Origin of the sequence: Halopiger xanaduensis SH-6 (genome assembly GCF_000217715.1) — an archaeon.
In the GTDB taxonomy this organism is placed as follows: domain Archaea; phylum Halobacteriota; class Halobacteria; order Halobacteriales; family Natrialbaceae; genus Halopiger; species Halopiger xanaduensis.
On sequence record NC_015658.1, the window covers coordinates 207,364 to 227,290 of the forward strand.

Genomic DNA, 19,927 nt, shown 5'->3' on the forward strand with positions numbered 1-19,927 from the left:
GTTTACGCGGAGTGTTTTGCGCGCTGCCAGACGACGATCGCGACGAGCGCAGCCACGACGATCGGGATGACAATAAACATCTCACCGTAGGCATCCATGAATTCGGGCTCCCACACAATATTCAGTCCGAAGCCAGCTTCCTCGGCCGCTGCAAACCCGAACGCGAGGGGGAACGCGAGCAGTACGGCGAGTGCTGCTTTCCACGAGAAGCCACGTACCATGGATGCTCCTCGTGTCCCCTTGTACGGTTCCATTCCCATCAGCGGCTCAATCTTCCCGTGGAGTTTGGGATACAGATAGAGCGCCGGAATGACCCCGAAGATGATTCCCGTAATCACCATCTGCGTGATGAAGTCGACACCCTCGAGAACGAGTATGCTCTCGGGGAGTCCCGGCACTGCTTCCAGTTCTTCAACGCCGATGTACACCTTCCCGATATCGACGAACATAGCGAGGAACTCGTTGAGTCCCTCGGCAATGAGGACGACTGCGGCGAGCTGACGGCGGTTTTTCGGGTCCTGGAACAGCAGCGCCGCGAAAAAGAAACACGTCGAGACGAGCAGTAGATCTTCCATCACCCCGAGTCCATTAAAGTCGCCTAATAGAATGTCCTCGAAAACAATTTCCCCCATCGGAACCGCAAGTGCGGCCCAAAAGGTTCGAAACAGCAATACCAGCACGATTGGAATAAATATAAAGTCACCAACTCCCAGTTCCAACGGTCCGACGTCGAATTCGGGTAATACCTCTGTAATTGCGTATTGCAGTCCACTGAGGGACATGACGAAAATGAACACCGTCATATCCCGTTGACCAAAGCTGAACCAGTTCGTATTCTCCGTAGCCATCTCTGACATACACATCCGTGGTCGGCAGATATCGGTTTGAAGTTTGATATTATTTATATATCTGAGGATAGAGGTACATAGATCACTACATAGGCGGGGGGTCTTTCGGAAGGACAGGTAGACTGGCTCTGTTGAAGCCCTCTTGTCGTCTTGCGATTTTCTGAGAAGCCAGTTTCACAGCGGGTCCGCGAAATCCAGTGCGAGGAGTAGCTCTTCCCGATGTCAACGCTGGAGGGATTTCAACAGAGGTTTGTGTCCAGATTTGCAGGTAGAGTTCATAGCAATATCACTCCCGAGGCTGTCGTAATGATCACGGTATCTCAGCTACGACGATTGGCGGCGTACTTCAGCGATCGTGTCGGGAACCTCGTCGATATGTTCGATTGCGACCTTCAACAGGGCGTCGTGGATCTCCCTCGTCTCCTCGTCCCGAATCCCCATTCGACGGAGTTCGGGCGTGACAGTAATTCCGAGTTCGTCCTCGAGTTCGTTCCACGTCTCGTCACGAGCGTACAGTGGTTTCTGTCGCACTTCGCTGTATTCGAACGCCGGGCCGGTCTCTGCAGGAGACTGCTGTTCTTCTTCGGTACCGTCGCTCGTCGTCGCGTCGTTCGGCTCGTCTCGTTGTGACGACTGACTCGAGTTAGTGTCGTCGTCGCTCGGTTCCGATGAGTCCGATGCCGTTGTTTCGGTCGTCGATGTCGCAGCATCCGCGTCGACGGAGTCTGTGGATTCCGCTGCGGACTGGTCGTCGTCCGAATCCGACACTGATTCCGATTCCGACTCGGACTCCGTCGACGGCTCGTCGTCCGCTTTGAGGTCGTCGAACGGATTGCTCATCGATCGATCCCTCCGTTGACGACGATGTCAGCCAGTTCTTCGTAACACGGGATCTGATCGCTTTCCGAGTCGTAGTCCTGCAACGGTTGATTGTGCTGGAGCGAGCGGGACAATGCGGATCGGTGTCGGATCCCCGGCTTCGGAGCATCCATCTCGCCGGCGTCGATCGACTCGAACTCTTCGGCCGTGATTCGGGCAAAGTCCGGCACGGCCTCCTGCAGCGGCTGGCCGGGATTGACTTCGTAGGTCGCCGTGTTCAGGTTCTCGAGAAGTTCGCGATCTTCGGTCTGCTGGTCGATTCGATCGCCGAGTTTGTTCGGCACGACGGACAGCACCTCCACGTCGATGTACTCGCGCGCCGGTTCGATCAACCGCTCCATCGTTCGCTTGTAGCCGCCGATCGCGCTCGAGCCGGGTTCGATCGGGATCATGACGTTGCCCGTCGCGACGAGCGCGTTGTTGTTGAGCATCCCCGGATACGCCGGGCAGTCGAAGACGACGTAATCGTAGACGTCGCCGAGCAGGGGATCGACGATCTTCGATTTGACGCGGGCCGACCCCTGCATCGCACCGGCGAGATCCTTCTCGACGTCCTCGAGGGTGTTCGACGACGGGAGCAGATCGAAGCCGTGGTCCGTCGGACGGATCAGATCCTGCGGGGTAGCGTTGCCCTCGAGGATGACGTCGCCGAGATTGATATCGCCCTGGTAGGCTTCCTCGTATCCCAGCCCGTTCGTCGCGTGGCCGTTCGGGTCGAGGTCGGCGAACAGCGTGTCGCCGCGCTCGGCGAGCTGTCGCGCGAGGTTCATCGCGGTCGTTGATTTGCCGACACCGCCTTTCAGGATCACGACGCTTACGGCGCGTGGCTCGGTCGTTGTTGTCTCCATGGTATCTCTGCCCGCCCGATCGTATTTCGATAGGTGCCTATTGTTCCGTATGTGGTTGGTTCAGCGGGCAAGAAAGACATTTTATTCTACCTTCTTAATTCTACCTACTGCAACTACGATAGCTTCAATGGGTACAATAGGTGCAATAGCTACAATAGAACAGCCACCTAAGTCACCTATTCCAGCTATTATCCCTGGAATAGGCAGCGTACGTGCAGTATCTCTGTTAGCTGTCTAACGTGGTTCATGTGCTCGAACTACAGGAGAAGCAGCAGGTACGCTACTAATCGCTCCGCGAGCTATCTTTCAATAGCTACCTACGCCACCTATTGTACCTCTCGCAGCTCCCGCACGCTCAGAACGTTCGTCAGTTGGTGCTCCTCAGCGGTCGGCTCAAAGGCGGACGAGACAACTGGTGGTCCTAGTGAGGATCAGCAGCCTACCCCAACTACTACACCGATTAGAAATATTCCATCTATTGTAGCTATTGTATCTATTGTAGCTATTCCATCAGTACAGCCGTTTATTCCGCCAAATACCCCGGGCAATAATCCGAATGACGAGATTCGGTTACAAGGAACCAGCGCTCAATAATTGCACGGCAAAGAAGAGCGACTTACACAGAGTCGGTCACGAGTGAGTGATCATCTTATGGATATAATAAGGGACCACTCAAAATAATAGAACAAGCTAGATCTGACCGTACAGAGAATCGTGGTATAGCCATTAATGGCCGTATAAGAAGTTAAAACGCTAATCTAGAGCTATTTTTCTCAGGCAAATCGAGTCAAGAGGCACCATCACAGAACCTATCTAACTCACCCCAATTAGCATCCCTCAGAGCATTTAAGGTCAGAATAGGTGCAATAGGCACCTTTTGTATATGGGCGTGGAGTCCATTACATCTCTACTCAAATAATAGTCTCAGGAAATGGTAGTATAGAGAGAGGCTATGTTATCTGGCGCAGAGGCATCAAAAACGACCGTAGCTCGCGGAGACTGTGAGAGCGCTGTTTGACCTCTCACGAATTAGTCGCTCGAGGCTTCCTCTCCTACACCCGTCCCGGAAGCGGGCCGGGGTTCGTCGACGATCGAGTCGCTGTCCCAGTAAGGATGGTCGGAACCGTACTCCCGGAAACACGCCGTCGCGTGCTCGTCCGCGACGGCATCCGAGTCATCGATCGACGGACACTGCGAGCGACAGATCTCCCTGGCCTCCGGACAGCGCGTGTGGAACCGACAGCCGGAGGGTGGATCGACGGGGTCGGGAATGTCGATTCCGCGGACCGGCGGCTCGCCGGCCTCGGCGTCGGAGTCGAGATCCTCCGTCGACCATTTTAGTACCTTCGTGTACGGGTGGCGCGGATCCTGAATGATCTCTTCCGCGGGTCCGATCTCGATGATCTCTCCGAGGTACATGACGCCGATTCGGCCCCCGACGCCGCCCGCAAAGTACCGGGCGTTCGAGAGATTGTGCGAGATAAAGAGGTACGAGGTGTCGAACCACTCCTGCAACTCGAGCATGAGATCCATCATCTCGACCCGCAGGGAGACGTCCAGCGCCGAAACGGCTTCGTCCGCGAGGATCACGTCGGGATTCATCAGCAGGGCTCGAATCAGCGCGACGCGTTGCTGTTCGCCACCGGAAAGCTGGTGTGGATACCGGTCGGCGTAATCCTCCGGCGGACGCATGCCGACGTACTCGAGCATGCCGAGGATACGCGCGTTCCGATCGGCGGAGTCCATATCCGGCTTCCAGAGTTTCAGCGGCGACTCGAGGCTCTTCCGGACGGTCTTGTTCGGGTTCAGCGAGCTCCCCGGATCCTGGTGGATCATCTGGAGCGAGCGGCGAATCTCGTCGAACTCGACGTCGGTATCACCCTGATCCCGGGCTTCCCAGATATCGACGTCCCGGTAGGAGACGCGACCGCCGGTCGGCCGCTGGGCGCCGATCGCGGCCTTGCCCAGCGTGGTCTTTCCGCAGCCGCTCTCGCCGACGAGGGCGACGACGTCGTTCTCGTAGATATCGAGGTCCACGCCGTCGACCGCACGGACGACTTCGGGATCCGAAAAGAAGTTTCGCAGGCCCCGCTTTTCCTGTTCGAAGTGCACCTCAACGTCCTCGAGGGAGAGTACAGGCCGTTCGGATTGAGAGCCGTCGACGATCGTCTGTTCGTCGGGGTCGTACTCCCGATCGAGATCCAACGGCACTGCATCGGGAGCGTCCTCCCAGTGGAAGCAGGCGGCGACGGCGTCCTCGTCGGTTTCGCGAAGCGGTGGATCATCGGTTCGACACTGATCGTCGGCCAGGGGACACCGAGGATGGTACGAACAGCCGGCCGGCACGTTGACCGGGTCGGGCGCCGATCCCTCGATCGGCTGCATCTCCGCCAGCGGCATGTTCAGGTTCGGCACCGCCTTCAGCAGCGACCGCGTATACGGGTGGACTGGGCGATCGACGATCCGGTCGGCATCCGCGATCTCGACGAACTCGAACGCGTACAACACCGCGAGTCGATCGGACAGTCCCGTCACCAGCGGGAGGTCGTGCGTGATGAACACGACGGTCAGGTTGTACTTCTCCTTGAGGTTCTCGAGGAGGTCCAGGATCGACCGCTGCATCAACAGGTCCAGCGCCGCCGTCGGCTCGTCCATCACGAGTACGTTCGGCTCGAGGACCAGCGAGAGGGCGATGAGCGTCCGCTGTTTCATGCCGCCGGAAAGCTCGTGAGGGTAGGAATCGAGGACGCGATCCGGTTCCATGTGGAGGTCGGCGATGAGTTCCCGCGCGTGAGCCATCGCTTCGCCGACCTCACGACCGTGGGCGTTGATCGTCTCCTCGAAGTGCTCGCGGATCGTGATGACCGGATTGAACGAACTCTGTGCCCCCTGGAACACCATCGACACTTCTTCCCAGCGGAAGCGACGAAGTTCGTCTGCTCCCAGCTCGAGCACGTCGACCGGCGGTCCCGAGTCGGGGTAGTACGTGATCTCACCGTCGACGCGGCCGGGATCGACGACGGCGTCCAACAGCGCCGACGCGAACATCGACTTGCCGGAACCAGACTCGCCGACGACGCCGAGGACTTCCTCGCGAGCGATATCGAGGGAGACGTCGTCGAGCACTCGCGACTCGCCGCGGTCCATATCGAACGTGACCGAGACGTCCCGAACCGAAAAGATCGGATCGTCGACCTCGATCAGCTCGAGGGCGTCGACGGTCCCGCGGTCGGTGTGGACGGTCTCGGCGCTCATCGGTTCGTCTCTCGAGGGCCGGCAGCTGGCTGCTCGACGACCGGCGATGGCAGCGACCGTTCGAACGGTCGCGACGATCGAGACGGCAGTCGTCGCTGGTCGATATCGACGCTAATCATGGTGGATGGTACCTCGTAGCTTACCTTCCGTCTTAATGGTTACGATGCTGAAAGTACGGGCGAGCGCAGTGGCCGCCGTTTCACCGCCGCGGGCGTACCAACACTGAAGTTCACGTCGGGCGAACATTTGGAGACTGAGTCTATGTCCGACGACAACGGGAGGCGAACGCGATCGTTCCGGGCCGCACTCGAGGCCGTGATTCGGGATAACCGACACGCGATTCCGCTGCTGATAGTGCTCTGTGTCATCTTGCTGGCGCTGTCCGTTCTGTCGCTGCTCTTCATCGACCGTGAGTCGCCGTCGTTCGTCCTGCTGCAGCTCAACTTCGCGATGCTCGGTTCGTTTCTGGCGCTCCTCGTCGGTCTCCGCTATCGATACGGGACGTGATCGCGTCACCCCTCTCGTTTTGGGTTAGCCTCGAGCGCGGAGTCAAAAGCGTGTGAAAACGAGAGCCCACCAGCGTGAACGATTAGTCTCGCTTCCGGGCTCGCACGCGCGGGTTGAACAGCCGATCCATTCCCTGCGAGAGCATGATCAGCCCGTAGGACAGGGCGATGATGACGACCGTCGGAACGATCACCCAGTGGATCGTCGACGTGCTCGAGAGCGCGCCGTTGCTCGAGGCCATATCGAGGATCACGCCCCAATTCAGCGCGGTGAACGGTAACAGCCCCAGGAAGTAGAGACCGACGGCGCTGAAGATGACCGACCGGCCGGCCATCATGAAGTTGATCAGCACGTACGGCATGATGTTCGGGACGATATCCTCCGCGATGATGCGCCAGGTCGGCGTCCCCATGAGGCGTGCGGCTTCGACGTAGTTGTCGTTGCGCAGCGAGAGAACCTCAGCACGGATCGTTCGCGCGAGCCCCGCCCAGGTGTTGATCGTGAGTAACACGCCGATGAGCAGCGGATTCGACGGCTCGATCGTCGCCGCGAGGACGATGATCAACGGGAGCCCGGGAACCGTGAGCATGACGTCCATGACGAGCGTCAAGACGTCGTCGGCGAGGCCTCCCTTGTACCCCGCAACCGTTCCGACGACCGTTGCGACCGCGGTTGCGAACACCGCACCGGCGAGGATCATCTGCAGCATCTGCGGCGTCGCGTGGACGATCATCGCGAGAAGGTCGTGGCCCATCGCGTCGGTTCCGAGCGGGTACTCGAGCGACTGGAACGGCGCCTGCAACCGGGGGCCGTCCGTCGTCGGCTCCGGGACTAGCAGGACGCCGACGGTTCCCATGAGGACGTAGACGGTCAGGATCGAGACGCCAATGATCGTCTTCCGGTCCTCGGCGAGAATCCGCACCGGAACGAGGACGTGTTCCTCGAGCCACCGCGAGAGGTCGAACCCGTCGGTACTCGAGACCTCGGAAACCCGCTCGAACGGGTGATCCGTGGACGACCGATCAGTACTCTTCATCGGAATCACCTCCGGCGGCAATCCGCGGATCGAGTTTGCCGTAGGTCAGGTCGGCGAACAGCAGCCCGAAGACCACTGCGAGCGTTAGGACGAGGAACGTCCCCATCACAAGCGGGTGATCGTTGGCCTGCACGGCGTCGACCATGTAGTAGCCGATCCCCTCGTAGGTGAACACCTGCTCGAGGATGACGCTGCCGCCGATGACGAACCCGATCGCGATCATGAAGTTCGTGTACAGCGGCAGGATCGCGTTTCGCCCGATGTAGGTGAAGGCGATCCGTCGATCGGAGAGGCCGCGAAGGCGGGCGACGCGGAGGTAGTCATTACCGAGGATGCTGATACTGTTGCCCCGCATCGAGAGCGCCCAGCCGCCGGCCTCGGTGAGGACCATCGAGAGGACCGGCAGCGTCGCGTGTACGAGGACGCCCCTGATGAACGGGTAGTTCAGTCCGGGATCCGTCCGCGGATTCATGTTCCCGCCCGTCGGGAGGAAATTGAGCTGGTACGCGAAGACGAACAGGAGCAAGAGCCCGAGGAGGTAGAACGGGGTGGAGTTGAGAACCGTCCCGATCGTCGACGTGACGAAGTCGAACCGCGTGCCCTCGTAGTAGGCCATCACCGCGCCGAGGGAGATCCCGATGACGAACGTCAGGATTAGCGAGACACCCATCACGAAGATCGTCCACGGAAGCGCGTCCGCGATGATGCCGACGACCGGCTCGTTCCGGATGATCGACTCGCCGAGGTCGCCCTGTAGCACCGCGGTCACGTAATCGATGTACTGTTGCCACACGGGTTTGTCCGGCTGGACGTTCGTGTACCGTTCCATCAACTGGTTCAGGCGTTCGGGATCGATGCTGCCGCCCTCCCGGGAGACGAGTTGCGCCTGAATGTGTTGGGCCGGCCCGCCCGGCATCAGGTGACTCAGTGCGAACGTCAGCGTCACGACGCCCCAGACGGTGAGCGCGGCCTTGACGAGTCGTTTCGTGAGCCAGTTAGTCATCGGTCGTGGCAGGGTCTCGAGATGTGGTCGGTAGTACCATCGTCACTCGTTTCCGTCTCCGCTCGGACTGACAAGTCCGTAAGCGGTCAGTTTCTCGTGATTGCGCTCGACGCCCCAGATGGGATCGTCTCGGCCCGGGAACGCCCAGTCGTCGGTCCAGTAGGTAACGCCCATGTTCTCGCTGACCAGCGGGACGACGGGTAGGCTCTGGTTGAACGCCCACGAGAGTTCGACGAGCGTCTCCGACAGCTCCTCGCCGGTCTGGTCGGGAATCTGCTGGGTCAGTTCGCGGACGTTGACCGTCTCGAGATCGCCCTCCGGGTCGCCGATTGGCATCGGAACCTCGAGCTCCGCGGGCGTGTTCCACTGGCTCCAGTCGCTGAACGCCTCCTGGAAGGCCGGGTACGGGTGACCGTCGCCCCACGTCGCGAACGCCGCTTCCAGCCCGGAGCCCTCGCCCCAGATCATGTCGACGTACGACGACTCCTGCATCACTTCGAACTCCACGTCGATGCCGAAGGACTCGAGCAACTCCGTCGACTGGTTGCCCAGTTCCGGATAGCCGTCCCACTGGGTCGTATCGAGCTGGAGGACGACCTGTTCGCCGCCGTCGTCAACCCACGCGTCGCCGTCGCGTTCGTAGCCGGCTTCGCGCATCAGTTCCGCCGCCCGGTCGGTGTCCCGTTCGTACAGTTCGAAGTCGCCGATGCGGTCGCCGAGGATGTCCTCGGCCTGTTCGGTCGTGATGAGGTTGGTCGCCGCGTACTCGGGGACGCCGTACAGCAGCGGGTTCGATCCCTCGGCGATACGCTGGGCGTCCAGTACGTATGCGACCGCCCGGCGGAAGTTGCGGTCGGTGTAGGGGCCGTCGCCCTGCAGATTGAACCCCAGCCCGACACCGAATGCGCCCTGCTTGATCGCCATGTGAAGCGCTGACGCCATCTCCTCGAGCATCTCGGGCGTCAGAATCGGGCCGAGATCGGTCTCGTTCGACAGCACCTGTTGCGTGTCGGCTCCGGTCCCGCCGAGTCCGACCGTTCTCGTCTCGAACTCGTCGAACGCGACCGGCTCCCAGAAGCCGTCGTTCGGCTCGAGGATGAGCGTATCCCGCGTCACCGTCTCGACGCTGTAGGGCCCAGCCAGCGCGAGATCGCCGGGGGCCCAACTGTACTCCATCAGTTCGGTCATCCGGTCGTCGATCTCGCTATCGGTCGTCGACTCCTCGAGCGCCTCGAGGATTTCGCCGAACTTCGTCTGCTCGCCGTCGATCTCCGGCGGGGTGTTGACCGTCATTCCCGGGAGGAAGAACGTGTGGAGGAACAGCTCCTCGTCGTACTCGGCGTCGAACTCGAGCACGACGGTTTTCTCGCCGTCGGCGTAGACCTGCTCGACGAAGTCCCAGGTGTCCGTCTCGTCGTACTTGTCGAGTCGCAGTCGCGTGACGAGATCGTCCGCGGTCACCTCGTCGCCGGAGTCCCACTGCCAGTCCTCGCGGAGCGTGATCGACATTTGATCGCCGGTGTGGTCCCACTCGGCGGCGCTTCCGGGGCGGAACTCCCCGTAGGTGACGTGTTCGTCCTCGGAACCGCCCTCGTAGAACGTCGCTTCGGTCGAGTAGAGGGCCAGCGCCGGGAAGAATCGCCAGATCGCGCCGCCGGTCGAGTCGCCGGCGTACGGATTGAGTTCCGCCTCGTCCATCCAGTGGTGGTCGCCGTCGACGAGGATTTGATCGTCGCCGGATCCGGTGCCACCTGCACACCCTGCAGCCAGTACCGTCGCCCCGCCGGCTGTCGTTTGGAGCAGCCGGCGGCGGGACAGTGACCGATACCGAGCCCTAGTCTTGTCAGTCGTCCGTACCATGGTCTGTGTTCCCAATGTTCATTAATAAGGGTTTTGGACGTGTGCTGACAGTAACGGGAGCGCCCCGATCTCGGGCCAGCCGCGGCGAGCAACGGCCGAATCGAGAACGACGGCAGCCCCGAGGAACCCGTACGATTATACGGCTCGCCGAACGGAACGGTGTATGGACGAGGGAGCGACCCACACCCTGTGGTACGACGAGCCGGCCGACGAGTGGATCGACGCGCTGCCGCTCGGCAACGGCCGACTCGGTGCGATGGCCTACGGCGGGCTCGAGCGCGAGCGCATCCAGTGCAACGAGGAGACGCTGTGGGCCGGCGGCCACGAGGAGAAAGTCGTCGAGGGGGCGTCCGAGCACGGAGAGGAGATCCGGCAGTTGTGCTTCGAGGGAGAGTACGAGGAGGCCCAACGGCGCTGCAACGAACACCTCCAAGGGGAGCCGCCCGGAATTCGGCCGTACCTTCCCTTTTGCGACCTGCTGATCGAGCAGCCGGGCCACGACGAGGCGACGGCCTACCGTCGGGAACTCGACCTCGCCGACGGCTGCTACCGGGTCGAGTACGACCTCGAGGGAACGACCTATACACGCGAGTACTTCGTCTCTGCGCCCGACGACGTCCTGGTCGTCCGTCTCGAGTGCGACGGGCCGAGGTCGATCGACGCGTCGATCCGACTCGACCGCGATCGCTGTGCGCGCGCCGGCGTCGACGAGGAGAATCGCCTCCTTCTGCGCGGACAGGTCATCGACGTGCCGAACACGGCCGATATGTATCAGGGCTCGGGCGGCTGGGGACTCCGGTTCGAAGGCCGAGCGGCGGTGCGGACTAGTGGTGCGTCCGTCGAGCCTAACGTCGACGACGACTGGGGACAGTCCCCGAGCGCAGTCACTGTCACAGGAGCGGACGCCGTAACGGTCGTCTTCGCCGCAGCGACGGACTTCGACGGCGACGATCCCAGCGACGCGACGACGGCGACGCTCGAGGCGGCCGCCGACCGACGCTACGAAGAACTCAAGCGCCGCCACGTCGACGATCACCGCGCCCTCTTCGATCGCGTCTCGCTCGAGTTGGGTGATCCCGTCGACGCACCGATCGACGAACGGTTAGCCGCTGTCCGGAACGGCAGCCGCGATCCGCATCTCGTCCAACTGTACTTCCAGTACGGGCGCTACCTCCTGCTGGCCAGTTCGCGACCGGGAACCCTCCCGGCGAATCTGCAGGGGATCTGGAACGAGGAGTACGACCCGCCCTGGCACAGCTGTTACACGCTCGACGTCAACCTCGAGATGAACTACTGGCACGCCGAGGTGGCGAACCTCGCGGAGTGTGCCGAACCGCTGGTCGCGTTCGTCGACTCGATGCGCGAGTCCGGGCGGCGGACGGCCCGCGAGTACTACGACTGCGACGGGTTCGCCGCCCACGTCGACACCGACCTCTGGCGGACGACCGTCCAGACCGTCGACGCGCGCTGGGGCCACTGGCCGATGGCACCCGCCTGGCTCTGTCGGAACCTCTGGGACCACTACGCGTTCTCCGGCGATCGGACCGACCTCGAGACGATCTATCCGATCCTGAAAGACGCCGCACGGTTCCTGCTCGATTTCCTCGTCGAACATCCCGACCGCGGCTGGCTCGTCACCGCGCCGTCGGCCTCGCCCGAAAACCAGTTCCGGACGCCGGACGGTCAGGAGGCGACCGTCTGCGAGGGGCCGACGATGGACGTCCAACTCGCGACCGACCTCTTTACGCACTGCATCGAGGCTGCGACCGAACTCGGCGTCGCCGACGGCGCCGACGAGTCGTTCGTCGCCGACCTGTCCGACGCACTCGAGCGGCTGCCGCCGATGCAGATCGGCGAGCACGGTCAACTCCAGGAGTGGCTCGAGGACTACGAGGCGGTCGATCCGGGCCACCGCCACGTCTCGCACCTGTTCGGCTTCTACCCCGCGGACGTAATCACCCGCCGCGACGATCCGGCTCTCGCCGACGCCGTCCGAACGTCGCTCGAACGCCGCCTCGAGCACGGCGGCGGCCACACCGGCTGGAGTTGCGCGTGGACGATTGCGCTGTTTGCACGGCTGGAAGACGGCGACCGCGCCCTCGAGGCCGTCCGGAAACTCCTCTCCGAGTCGACGTACGACAGCCTGCTCGATTCTCACCCGCCGTTCCAGATCGACGGCAACTTCGGCGGTGCGGCCGGCATCGCAGAACTGCTCCTGCAGAGTCACGGCGACGAACTCCGACTGCTCCCGGCGCTGCCGGAAGCGTGGACGGACGGGAGCGTCGAAGGGTTGCGCGCCCGCGGCGGCCTCGAGGTCGATCTTCGTTGGACGGACGGCCGACTCGAGTCGGCGGTTCTCAGGCCGGAGCACGAGTCGGAAATTCGGATTCGGACTCGAACGCCCATCGAACGAATCACGACTGAGTCGAGCCAGCGAGTGCCGTTTGCGTCTCCCGAACCGAACGTCGTCAGCGTGTCGGTCGAACCGGATCGGACGTACGCGATCGAAACCGAGAGCGAGTGATCGTCAACCGGTCGACAGACCACGTAGACTGGATTTACCGAACAGAACGTCGACGGCAAACTGGCAGTCCGGGATACCCCTGAATCAGCGTCTCTTCGATAGATCCGTCGGTTCAACCCGTATTCGGACGAATGAGCGCCGTAAACCGTATTGGAAGAACGTTCGTCCCATATTGTTGAACGAAACCCCTATTACAATCATACCAGTGTAAATTAGCGGCGTATATAGCCCATTAATTACTCGTCAACGGGTCGAATCATCACGATCGGAGTTGAATACCCGTTCTACATTGTGGAAAACGGTTCGATAATAGACGATAACCGGTCGTCAGTACGGCCGACGGTTCGGCAGTCCCCGCTCCGGGTCGGGGTGTCGATTCGAATCGGGATGACGTGCGATAACAATACAACTAAGATGCATGCCTTCGCTTGATAGCGTATGTCAATCGGAACGTGCTACTTTCCGGAACACTGGCCGAGCGAACGATGGGAAACGGACGTCCAACAGATGGCCGATGCAGGCCTCGAGTACGTCCGGATGGGCGAGTTCGCGTGGGCGCGGTTGGAACCCGAACGCGGCGAGTTCGACTTCGAGTGGCTCGAGACGGCTCTCGAGTATATCGGCGACCACGGAATGCAAGCCGTTCTGTGTACGCCGACGGCGACGCCGCCGCGGTGGCTCGTCGACGACCATCCGGACATGCTGCAGGAAGAACCGGACGGGACGACGCGCGAGTTCGGCGGTCGTCGCCACTACTGCTTTAATTCCGAGGCGTACGCGCTAGAGACGGATCGCATCGTCACGCGGCTGGCGGAACGGTTCGCCGACCACCCCGTCGTCGCCGGCTGGCAGACCGACAACGAGTACGGCTGTCACGGGACGATCCGGTGTTACTGCGACGACTGTTCGGCGGCGTTCAGCGAGTGGCTTCAGGACCGGTACGGCGACATCGAAACGCTCAACGAGGCGTGGGGAACGACGTTCTGGAGCCAGCGGTACAACGACTTCGACCAGATTCAGCCGCCGCGCCACTCCGCGGCCAGCCAGCACCCGTCGCTGCTCCTCGATTACTACCGGTTCAGCAGCGACAGCGCCGTCGCGTACAACGAGCGGCAGGTCGACATTCTACGAGAGGCCGACGACGACTGGTTCGTCACGCACAACTTCATGAGCCACTTCGGTCCGCTCGACGCGTACGACGTCAGCGAGAGCCTCGACTTCGCTTCGTGGGACTCCTATCCGACCGGTCACGTTCAGGTCCAGGCCCAGGGGGAACCCTCGACCGACGAATACCTCGTCGGGAGTCCCGACGTCACCGGCCTCGATCACGACCTCTACCGCTCCGCCGCGGACGCGCCGTTCTGGGTGATGGAACAGCAGCCCGGCGACATCAACTGGCCGCCCTATTCGCCCCAGCCCGCGGAGGGGGCGATGCGGCTCTGGGCCCACCACGCCGTCGCCCACGGCGCCGACAGCGTCGTCTACTTCCGCTGGCGCCGCTGCCGGCAAGGCCAGGAGCAGTACCACGCCGGGCTCCTCGAGGCCGACGGCAGCCCGGATCGCGGCTACGCCGACGCCGCCGACGCGGCTGCCGACCTCGAGTCGCTTCCGGAGCTCGAGGGATCCGAGGCGTCGGTCGCGATCCTCCACGAGTACGACAACCTCTGGGCGCTGAACATCCAGCCCCACGCGCCCGAGTTCGACTACTGGGCCCACCTCGAGACCTACTATCGAGCGCTTCGTAAGCGCGGTGTGGCGGTCGATATCGTGCCGCCGACGCGCGACCTCGAGGACTACGCCGCCGTCGTCGCGCCGACGCTACACCTCGTCGACGACGAGCTCGCGACGCGGCTCACGGAGTACGTCGACGGCGGGGGGAACCTGCTGCTGACGATGCGCTCCGGCGTCAAGGATCGGGCGAACCAACTGCTGAACGAACCGGCGCCGGGCCCGCTCGCGGACCTCGTGGGCGCGACGGTCGACGCTCACGAGGCGCCGCATCCGAAGCAGGAGCGCGCGCTCGAGTACGACGGCGAGTCGTTCGACTACCGCGTCTGGGACGAGTGGCTCGAGCCCGAGACGGCGACCGTGACCGGAACCCACCGGGCCGGGACTGCAGCCGGCACCCCCGCGATCACGACGAACGACGTCGGCGACGGTCGCGTCCGCTACTGCGGCGTCTGGCCGGAAGACGAACTGGCGGATGCGATCGTGACCGACCTGCTCGAGGACGCGAACGTGGCGACGACTCCGGAGCCACTACCGGCGAACGTCCGCGCCATCGGTCGAAACGGCTACTCGTGGGTCCTGAACTTCACGGGCGAGGAACGGGTCCTCTCGCTGCCGACCGATGCGTCGGTAGTAGTGGGCTCGGACACGGTTCCAGCGTACGATTTCGCTGTCGTCGATACGTCGGTGACCGAACTCGAGGTCGAGTAAGGAAGTAAACACAAAATCTAGCGGATTTATTATAATAGCTGCCAGAGGGAGTGGTTTTGCTTTGTGAGGAATAATCCAAATTCGCACATCAGACGTTCAATTATATAGTATATAAATCCTCTTCGGACATAATATTCGGAAATATAGAAACAGTAGACTTTGTGAGAGCACGAATGCTACTACAGACGATGGTTAAAATATACCGAAACGATCACGAGCGCAGTAAGCGTATAGAAGATGGCACCGCCGTCGATCCCCACAGTCAACGCGGCTGAGACGGCAGTGCTCGCGACGGCGACTGCGGCACCTTCGAAAACCGGGCTGATTGGACGAACGAATTGGTGCCAGCACGTCGCAGTGAACTCGAGTACGGCATCCCCGACAGCGCGCACCCGGTCGTTCGATCCCCAACTAGTCGCGTACAGTGCCCCGAATCTATCGGCCCCATCGTCGCTCATTCTGCCACGCCGGCGATCGATTTCGCAGTAACTTCAAGCTGTATGCTCGAGGACTACCGACCGCCGTCGTGATTAAGTCGGTCACCAGTTCTACTCCCGAGTCGGCGAATCTACCAGCCATCCCGAACCCCGTAGCAACCGTCAAGAGCAAGGGAGACCATCGGTTTCGCCCATTCCCAGAATGTAGGAGCGCGTTCCGCGCTTTATTATCTACCCCCGCCAAACGACGGGTGCGGTCAACCAGTGACCGCGTCCTCAGCCGATCCACGCACCCATCACCTCAAGGCACCGTCCACTTGCCGTAGTCTGTCCCACGCGTTGCAAGCGCCTTCGCGACCCGCTTTTCGCGCTGTCGCTATCCACAGCCTCACGTTGAAGTCGAGCGATTACGCCTCGAGATCGATCGGAAGCGCACGTTCGTGGAGCCGATACTGCGGCGGATCGAATGCGGTCGCGAGCGCGTGCACCGTCACGCCGGCGTTGCGTACCTGTGCGAATAGCTCGGCGAAGTCAGGGTCGACCTCGCGGTACGGCCGGAATCGATCGACGTCGGGCCGTTGCACCACGAATACGACGTGTGCCTCGTGCCCGTCGTCGACGAGACCGGCGAGACTGCGGAGGTGTCGACGGCCGCGTTCGGTCTGTCGATCGGGAAACTTCGCAATCCCGTTATCGACGTGCGTACAGGACTTGACCTCGACGTACGCGGGTGAATCGGACCGGTCGTGGAGGAGAAAGTCGGCCCGACCGTGGTCGGGGAGTTGCGGTTCCCGCTTGCGAAACGCGTACTCCTCGAAGGCGGGGAGCGCGTCGGCCGCCAGTAGTTGTTCGAAGAGGTCGTTCGCGAGCGCCGCGCGGACGCTCACGTACGTCCCGTCGACGTCGATCGCGATCGCGTCGTAGTCGGTCGATCTGTCGGGGTCGTCGACGGGCGAACAGAGGATCTCACGTCCTGGCTCGAGGATGCCCTCGAGTGCGCCGGGATCGCCTAAGAACACCCGTTCGGGCTCCTCGTCGAACCGAACGCGAACGACGAATCGGTTCGGCCGGTCCACGATCCGCCCCGCCGTGAGTTCGTCATCGAACGTGAACAGTTCCATGCTGAGGTAGACGAGCGATTCGACGCCAGCAATACGAATACGTCGATATTTGAGCAGATCGACTCGAGAGCGACAAATTGCCGCTGCTACGGCAGGAAGGAATTACCGGAGAAGCGTCGTCCCGTCATAGCTTTACCTTGTGTCCAGAAGCACTTAAAGGACGAACGGAAGCGTGGTGCTCGAGTCGATCGGAGAACCCGCCTAGTTGCGTTCTGGTAACAGCGATGGAATCGGATCGAAGGCACCGTCGCGAGACGGGGGCAGAACACTCGCGGGGTGGTGCCTCTGACACAGGGGGATGGGGAGTGACGGCCGAGTGAATCCCCGCGAGTGTATTGAAATGTAGGATATCTATTCAGAAGAGACTGCGGCCAAATAGTGTTGGACCCAACTGTTGAATTATGCTGAACGGCGAGCGGACGATGGTTCGAGAAAAGGAACGTCTACGTCGTGACCGGCGACGTGCGCGTTTAGTTTCGCTGCAGCGGGTGACTCCCGCACTGCAGTAGCATCGTAACCCGCGCTATCGAAGGCCTCTGTGATCCAGCGTTTTCCCCGGAGCTGGAATTTCTGGTGGTACTCCTCAGCAACATGAAAGTCCTCGAGCGCTTCGAACCGCGTCTCGATCGTCTCTCGGTCGAACTCGGAGTCGGCCAAATACGATCGAAGCTGGGCCCGTTGGTCGGCCGTCTCGGTAAAGACGATGCGCTGATACTGGCGCTTCTTCGGCTGTTTGTACGGATGGTGCTCCGCGAACGCCCACTCGAGGAGGTTGCCGAACGACAGCTGATCGGGATCGTACTCGAGTTGGACGACCTCCGTGTGATCGCCGATGACATCGTAGGAGGGATCGGGTTTCGTCCCGCCGGCGTAGCCGACCCGCGTTCGAACAACGCCGTCCAGTGCGCCAGCCGCTGCGTCGGGTCCCCAGAAGCAACCGAGGCCGAAGGTCGCCGTTTCACTGGCATCCGGTACCTTTGCATCGAATTCTTCGATAACTGTTGGTGTGAGCATGGCAGTAACGGGTGACCGTGTTCGATACCGCCGTTCCGGGCTGTACGTAGTTAACCCTGTCTCCGCCGCCCGTCGTGTCCGCGCTCGATGGGAGCGAGTCGCTCGACGTTTTGTTCTGCACAACGGACTCGTAGTCCATCTACACTGGCAATGCGGTGCCCCCGTTTGCGGCGTTACTGAATTTCGTGGGTGAGTTCTGCAAAAACGTCGCCGTGTTTCTGGACGTCGACCAGTTTCAGGGACGGGCTGGTGATCCTGCGCGGCAGTAGTGGCGCACCCGAACCGAGCGTGACGGGTGCAACGCTGAGAAGGATTTCGTCGAGCAGTCCGTGATCGTGGAACTGCCCGACGAGGTCACCCCGGCTTATAATTCTCTTTAGACTTCAACAAAGCCGTCGACCCTACTGGCGTTCGAACGTCTGCCGGACAGCCTCGTGATCATCGAAGGCCGATAGTGCCAACCCGAGTTTGATTCGTGCCTTCCACGGGGGAAGCTCGCCGGCTGGAATCGTCCCGTGATCACGGAGCGTTTGGCTGCCACCGGGCCCGCCGTATCGCGCACCGACAGCGCCGTCGTAACAGCGCGTCGCGACGACGACCGGAATTCCGTCAGCAACCGTATCGGCGACAGCATCGCCGAGTTCGGGGGTTGTGTTCCCGATACCGCTCGCAGCCAGGACGATTCCGTCAACGCCGTCAGTAACGGCACGCTCGAGTTGTCGGCTATCGACGCCCAAGCCGCTGGTGACCACCTCGACTCGGGCCGTCGTCTCGAGGGCGGGTATCGATACCGACTCGCTGCGGGGCTCGCGTCGCAGCGCCAGTCCGTCGGCCGTGATTTCAGCGACCGGCCCCGCGTCGGGTGAGGCGTAGGCTTCCGGCCGGCCCGCCCGCGCTTTCGTCACCCATCTGGCCGCGTGGACGAGATTCCCAAAGGCGATGTAAACGCCGTCCTCGAAGCGGTCGTCAGCTGCGACTCGAACCGCCTGCAGCAGATTCGCAGGCCCGTCCGCCCCCGGATGATCTGCGGGTCGTTGCGCTCCCGTAAACACGACCGGGATCTCGGCGTCGATCGCTAGATCGAGGTAGTACGCCGACTCCTCCATCGTATCGGTGCCGTGAGTGATGACGACGCCGTCGACTCCGTCATCCGCTGCACGCTCGACGGCGCGCGCCATCGACGCGACGTCCGCAAACGAGAGATGGAAGCTGAGTTCGTCGCAGACGGATTCGACGTCGACAGTCGCCACGTCCTCGAGTTCGGGAACTGCCCCGACGAGGTCGGCGCCGTCCTCGGACGGCGTCGCCCCGTCCGGACCGTCCGTTGAGGCGATCGTTCCGCCGGTGCTCAGGACGCGAATCTGTGGGGGAGACATGCGTCGCTATTCCGGTCGGAGCCACTTCGATGTTGCCTGTCGGTAGTAGCGCGGTTCCAGTACGCGAAGAACCGATCGCAACGGACTGCAGAATCCAGAATCGAACGGCGGCGCCCGTCACTCTATTTCTAACTGACCACTCCCTGCGTCCGTCTCGTCGCCGTTCTCGTCCCACTCGAGCTCGAACTCGATGCTCAACTCGCCGGGACCGTCCGCCGGCCCCTCGCGTTCGGCTTTCACCTCGAAGGTCGGGCGTGCCGGCGGGTCCATCGTCACTGATTCTGATCCGGATTTCAGCGTCACCGTCTCGCCTTGGTCGAGTTTATCGGCGACACTGCGCAGATACGAGGCGATTTCTTCTCGAGGCAAGTCACTTTCCGATTTGAATAGTACTTCTTCGGGCATCGAACGGTACTACGTCATCAGTGCCGATAAGTGCATCTGTTATACCGTGGAACATTTACATGTATCGTTGGCCGATAGATACTGACATTCAATTAGCAGTAGTAGACCCAGAAGGTGTGTCCGTCTGAACAGTCGACCTTCGTGTGATCTCCGAATGCGGCTACATACGGACTGATTTTTAGTTCTACGTCTGCATCCGGAATCGGGACGGTACTGGTCTCGCCACATTTCGGGCACGCGACTTCTTCGGTTTCTTGGACTTGCATCTGCACTAATCACGCACTATACATCACGGATAATGATGTGCTTTTCTACGCTCAATTGAGAGAGTCGCTATCCGGATACTGACTGTGAGGTTCATCAGTCCCACCGGAT

Annotated in this window: 17 protein-coding genes; 4 read left to right on the forward strand and 13 right to left on the reverse strand. The window is 61.5% G+C overall.

Translation table 11 applies throughout. The features are described 5' to 3' along the window. Nucleotides 1–2 precede the first annotated feature (2 nt). The 4 genes from HALXA_RS18590 to HALXA_RS18605 all read right to left on the reverse strand — a co-directional run bounded on the left by HALXA_RS18590 (nucleotide 3) and on the right by HALXA_RS18605 (nucleotide 5,830). The gene (locus HALXA_RS18590; RefSeq protein ID WP_049895530.1) at nucleotides 3–857 is read right to left on the reverse strand and encodes a hypothetical protein; all 855 of its coding nucleotides are present in this window, start codon (nucleotides 855–857) and stop codon (nucleotides 3–5) included. A 315-nt stretch (nucleotides 858–1,172) separates the two neighbouring features. Beyond that, complete coding sequence (locus HALXA_RS18595) at nucleotides 1,173–1,688, reverse strand: hypothetical protein (RefSeq protein ID WP_013875805.1); 516 nt, start codon at nucleotides 1,686–1,688, stop codon at nucleotides 1,173–1,175. After that, complete coding sequence (locus HALXA_RS18600) at nucleotides 1,685–2,575, reverse strand: ParA family protein (RefSeq protein WP_013875806.1); 891 nt, start codon at nucleotides 2,573–2,575, stop codon at nucleotides 1,685–1,687. The genes HALXA_RS18595 and HALXA_RS18600 overlap by 4 nt, the downstream gene beginning before the upstream one ends. A 1,029-nt stretch (nucleotides 2,576–3,604) precedes the next feature. Beyond that, on the reverse strand, nucleotides 3,605–5,830 hold the full coding sequence (locus HALXA_RS18605; RefSeq protein ID WP_013875807.1) for an ABC transporter ATP-binding protein: 2,226 nt from the start codon (nucleotides 5,828–5,830) through the stop codon (nucleotides 3,605–3,607). Nucleotides 5,831–6,091: 261 nt separating this feature from the next. Between HALXA_RS18605 and HALXA_RS18610 the strand changes: the two genes are divergently transcribed. Further along, nucleotides 6,092–6,337: a hypothetical protein gene (locus tag HALXA_RS18610; RefSeq protein WP_013875808.1), complete on the forward strand. Its 246-nt coding sequence runs from the start codon at nucleotides 6,092–6,094 to the stop codon at nucleotides 6,335–6,337. A gap of 82 nt (nucleotides 6,338–6,419) precedes the next feature. Here the strand turns inward: HALXA_RS18610 and HALXA_RS18615 are convergent, their stop codons facing one another. From HALXA_RS18615 to HALXA_RS18625, 3 genes are read right to left on the reverse strand one after another with little or no spacing between them, the layout of a single operon-like run. Beyond that, on the reverse strand, nucleotides 6,420–7,373 hold the full coding sequence (locus HALXA_RS18615; RefSeq protein ID WP_013875809.1) for an ABC transporter permease: 954 nt from the start codon (nucleotides 7,371–7,373) through the stop codon (nucleotides 6,420–6,422). Then, on the reverse strand, nucleotides 7,360–8,376 hold the full coding sequence (locus HALXA_RS18620; protein WP_013875810.1) for an ABC transporter permease: 1,017 nt from the start codon (nucleotides 8,374–8,376) through the stop codon (nucleotides 7,360–7,362). Before HALXA_RS18620 ends, HALXA_RS18615 begins: the two co-directional genes overlap by 14 nt. A 42-nt stretch (nucleotides 8,377–8,418) precedes the next feature. Further along, nucleotides 8,419–10,236, reverse strand: coding sequence for an ABC transporter substrate-binding protein (locus HALXA_RS18625; protein WP_013875811.1), 1,818 nt, complete (start codon nucleotides 10,234–10,236; stop codon nucleotides 8,419–8,421). Nucleotides 10,237–10,399: 163 nt separating this feature from the next. On the opposite strand from HALXA_RS18625, the gene HALXA_RS18630 reads away from it, so the two are divergent. After that, a complete protein-coding gene (locus tag HALXA_RS18630) occupies nucleotides 10,400–12,760 on the forward strand; it encodes a glycoside hydrolase family 95 protein (RefSeq protein ID WP_013875812.1) in 2,361 nt (786 codons plus the stop codon). Nucleotides 12,761–13,198: 438 nt separating this feature from the next. Next, complete coding sequence (locus tag HALXA_RS18635) at nucleotides 13,199–15,199, forward strand: beta-galactosidase (protein WP_013875813.1); 2,001 nt, start codon at nucleotides 13,199–13,201, stop codon at nucleotides 15,197–15,199. An 844-nt stretch (nucleotides 15,200–16,043) separates the two neighbouring features. Here HALXA_RS18635 and sfsA read toward each other — a convergent pair. Both sfsA and HALXA_RS18650 read right to left on the reverse strand, forming a co-directional pair. Then, nucleotides 16,044–16,757: a DNA/RNA nuclease SfsA gene (gene sfsA, locus HALXA_RS18645; protein WP_013875815.1), complete on the reverse strand. Its 714-nt coding sequence runs from the start codon at nucleotides 16,755–16,757 to the stop codon at nucleotides 16,044–16,046. 399 nt (nucleotides 16,758–17,156) lie between these two features. Continuing rightward, the gene (locus tag HALXA_RS18650; protein WP_013875816.1) at nucleotides 17,157–17,771 is read right to left on the reverse strand and encodes a peptide-methionine (S)-S-oxide reductase; all 615 of its coding nucleotides are present in this window, start codon (nucleotides 17,769–17,771) and stop codon (nucleotides 17,157–17,159) included. Between HALXA_RS18650 and HALXA_RS22865 the strand changes: the two genes are divergently transcribed. Then, the gene (locus HALXA_RS22865; RefSeq protein ID WP_394324801.1) at nucleotides 17,719–17,964 is read left to right on the forward strand and encodes a hypothetical protein; all 246 of its coding nucleotides are present in this window, start codon (nucleotides 17,719–17,721) and stop codon (nucleotides 17,962–17,964) included. The genes HALXA_RS18650 and HALXA_RS22865 overlap by 53 nt on opposite strands. Here HALXA_RS22865 and HALXA_RS21200 read toward each other — a convergent pair. The 4 genes from HALXA_RS21200 to HALXA_RS22965 form a co-directional block, all read right to left on the reverse strand. After that, complete coding sequence (locus tag HALXA_RS21200) at nucleotides 17,945–18,142, reverse strand: dihydrofolate reductase family protein (protein ID WP_083822881.1); 198 nt, start codon at nucleotides 18,140–18,142, stop codon at nucleotides 17,945–17,947. The two genes, HALXA_RS22865 and HALXA_RS21200, sit on opposite strands and share 20 nt — an antisense overlap. Nucleotides 18,143–18,172: 30 nt before the next feature. Beyond that, nucleotides 18,173–19,147, reverse strand: a complete 975-nt coding sequence (locus HALXA_RS18655) for an asparaginase (RefSeq protein WP_013875817.1) — start codon at nucleotides 19,145–19,147, stop codon at nucleotides 18,173–18,175. A gap of 117 nt (nucleotides 19,148–19,264) precedes the next feature. Beyond that, entirely contained in the window at nucleotides 19,265–19,552 is a 288-nt protein-coding gene (locus tag HALXA_RS18660) for an amphi-Trp domain-containing protein (protein ID WP_013875818.1), read from the reverse strand. A gap of 92 nt (nucleotides 19,553–19,644) precedes the next feature. Further along, a complete protein-coding gene (locus tag HALXA_RS22965) occupies nucleotides 19,645–19,818 on the reverse strand; it encodes a hypothetical protein (RefSeq protein WP_013875819.1) in 174 nt (57 codons plus the stop codon). Nucleotides 19,819–19,927 lie beyond the last annotated feature (109 nt).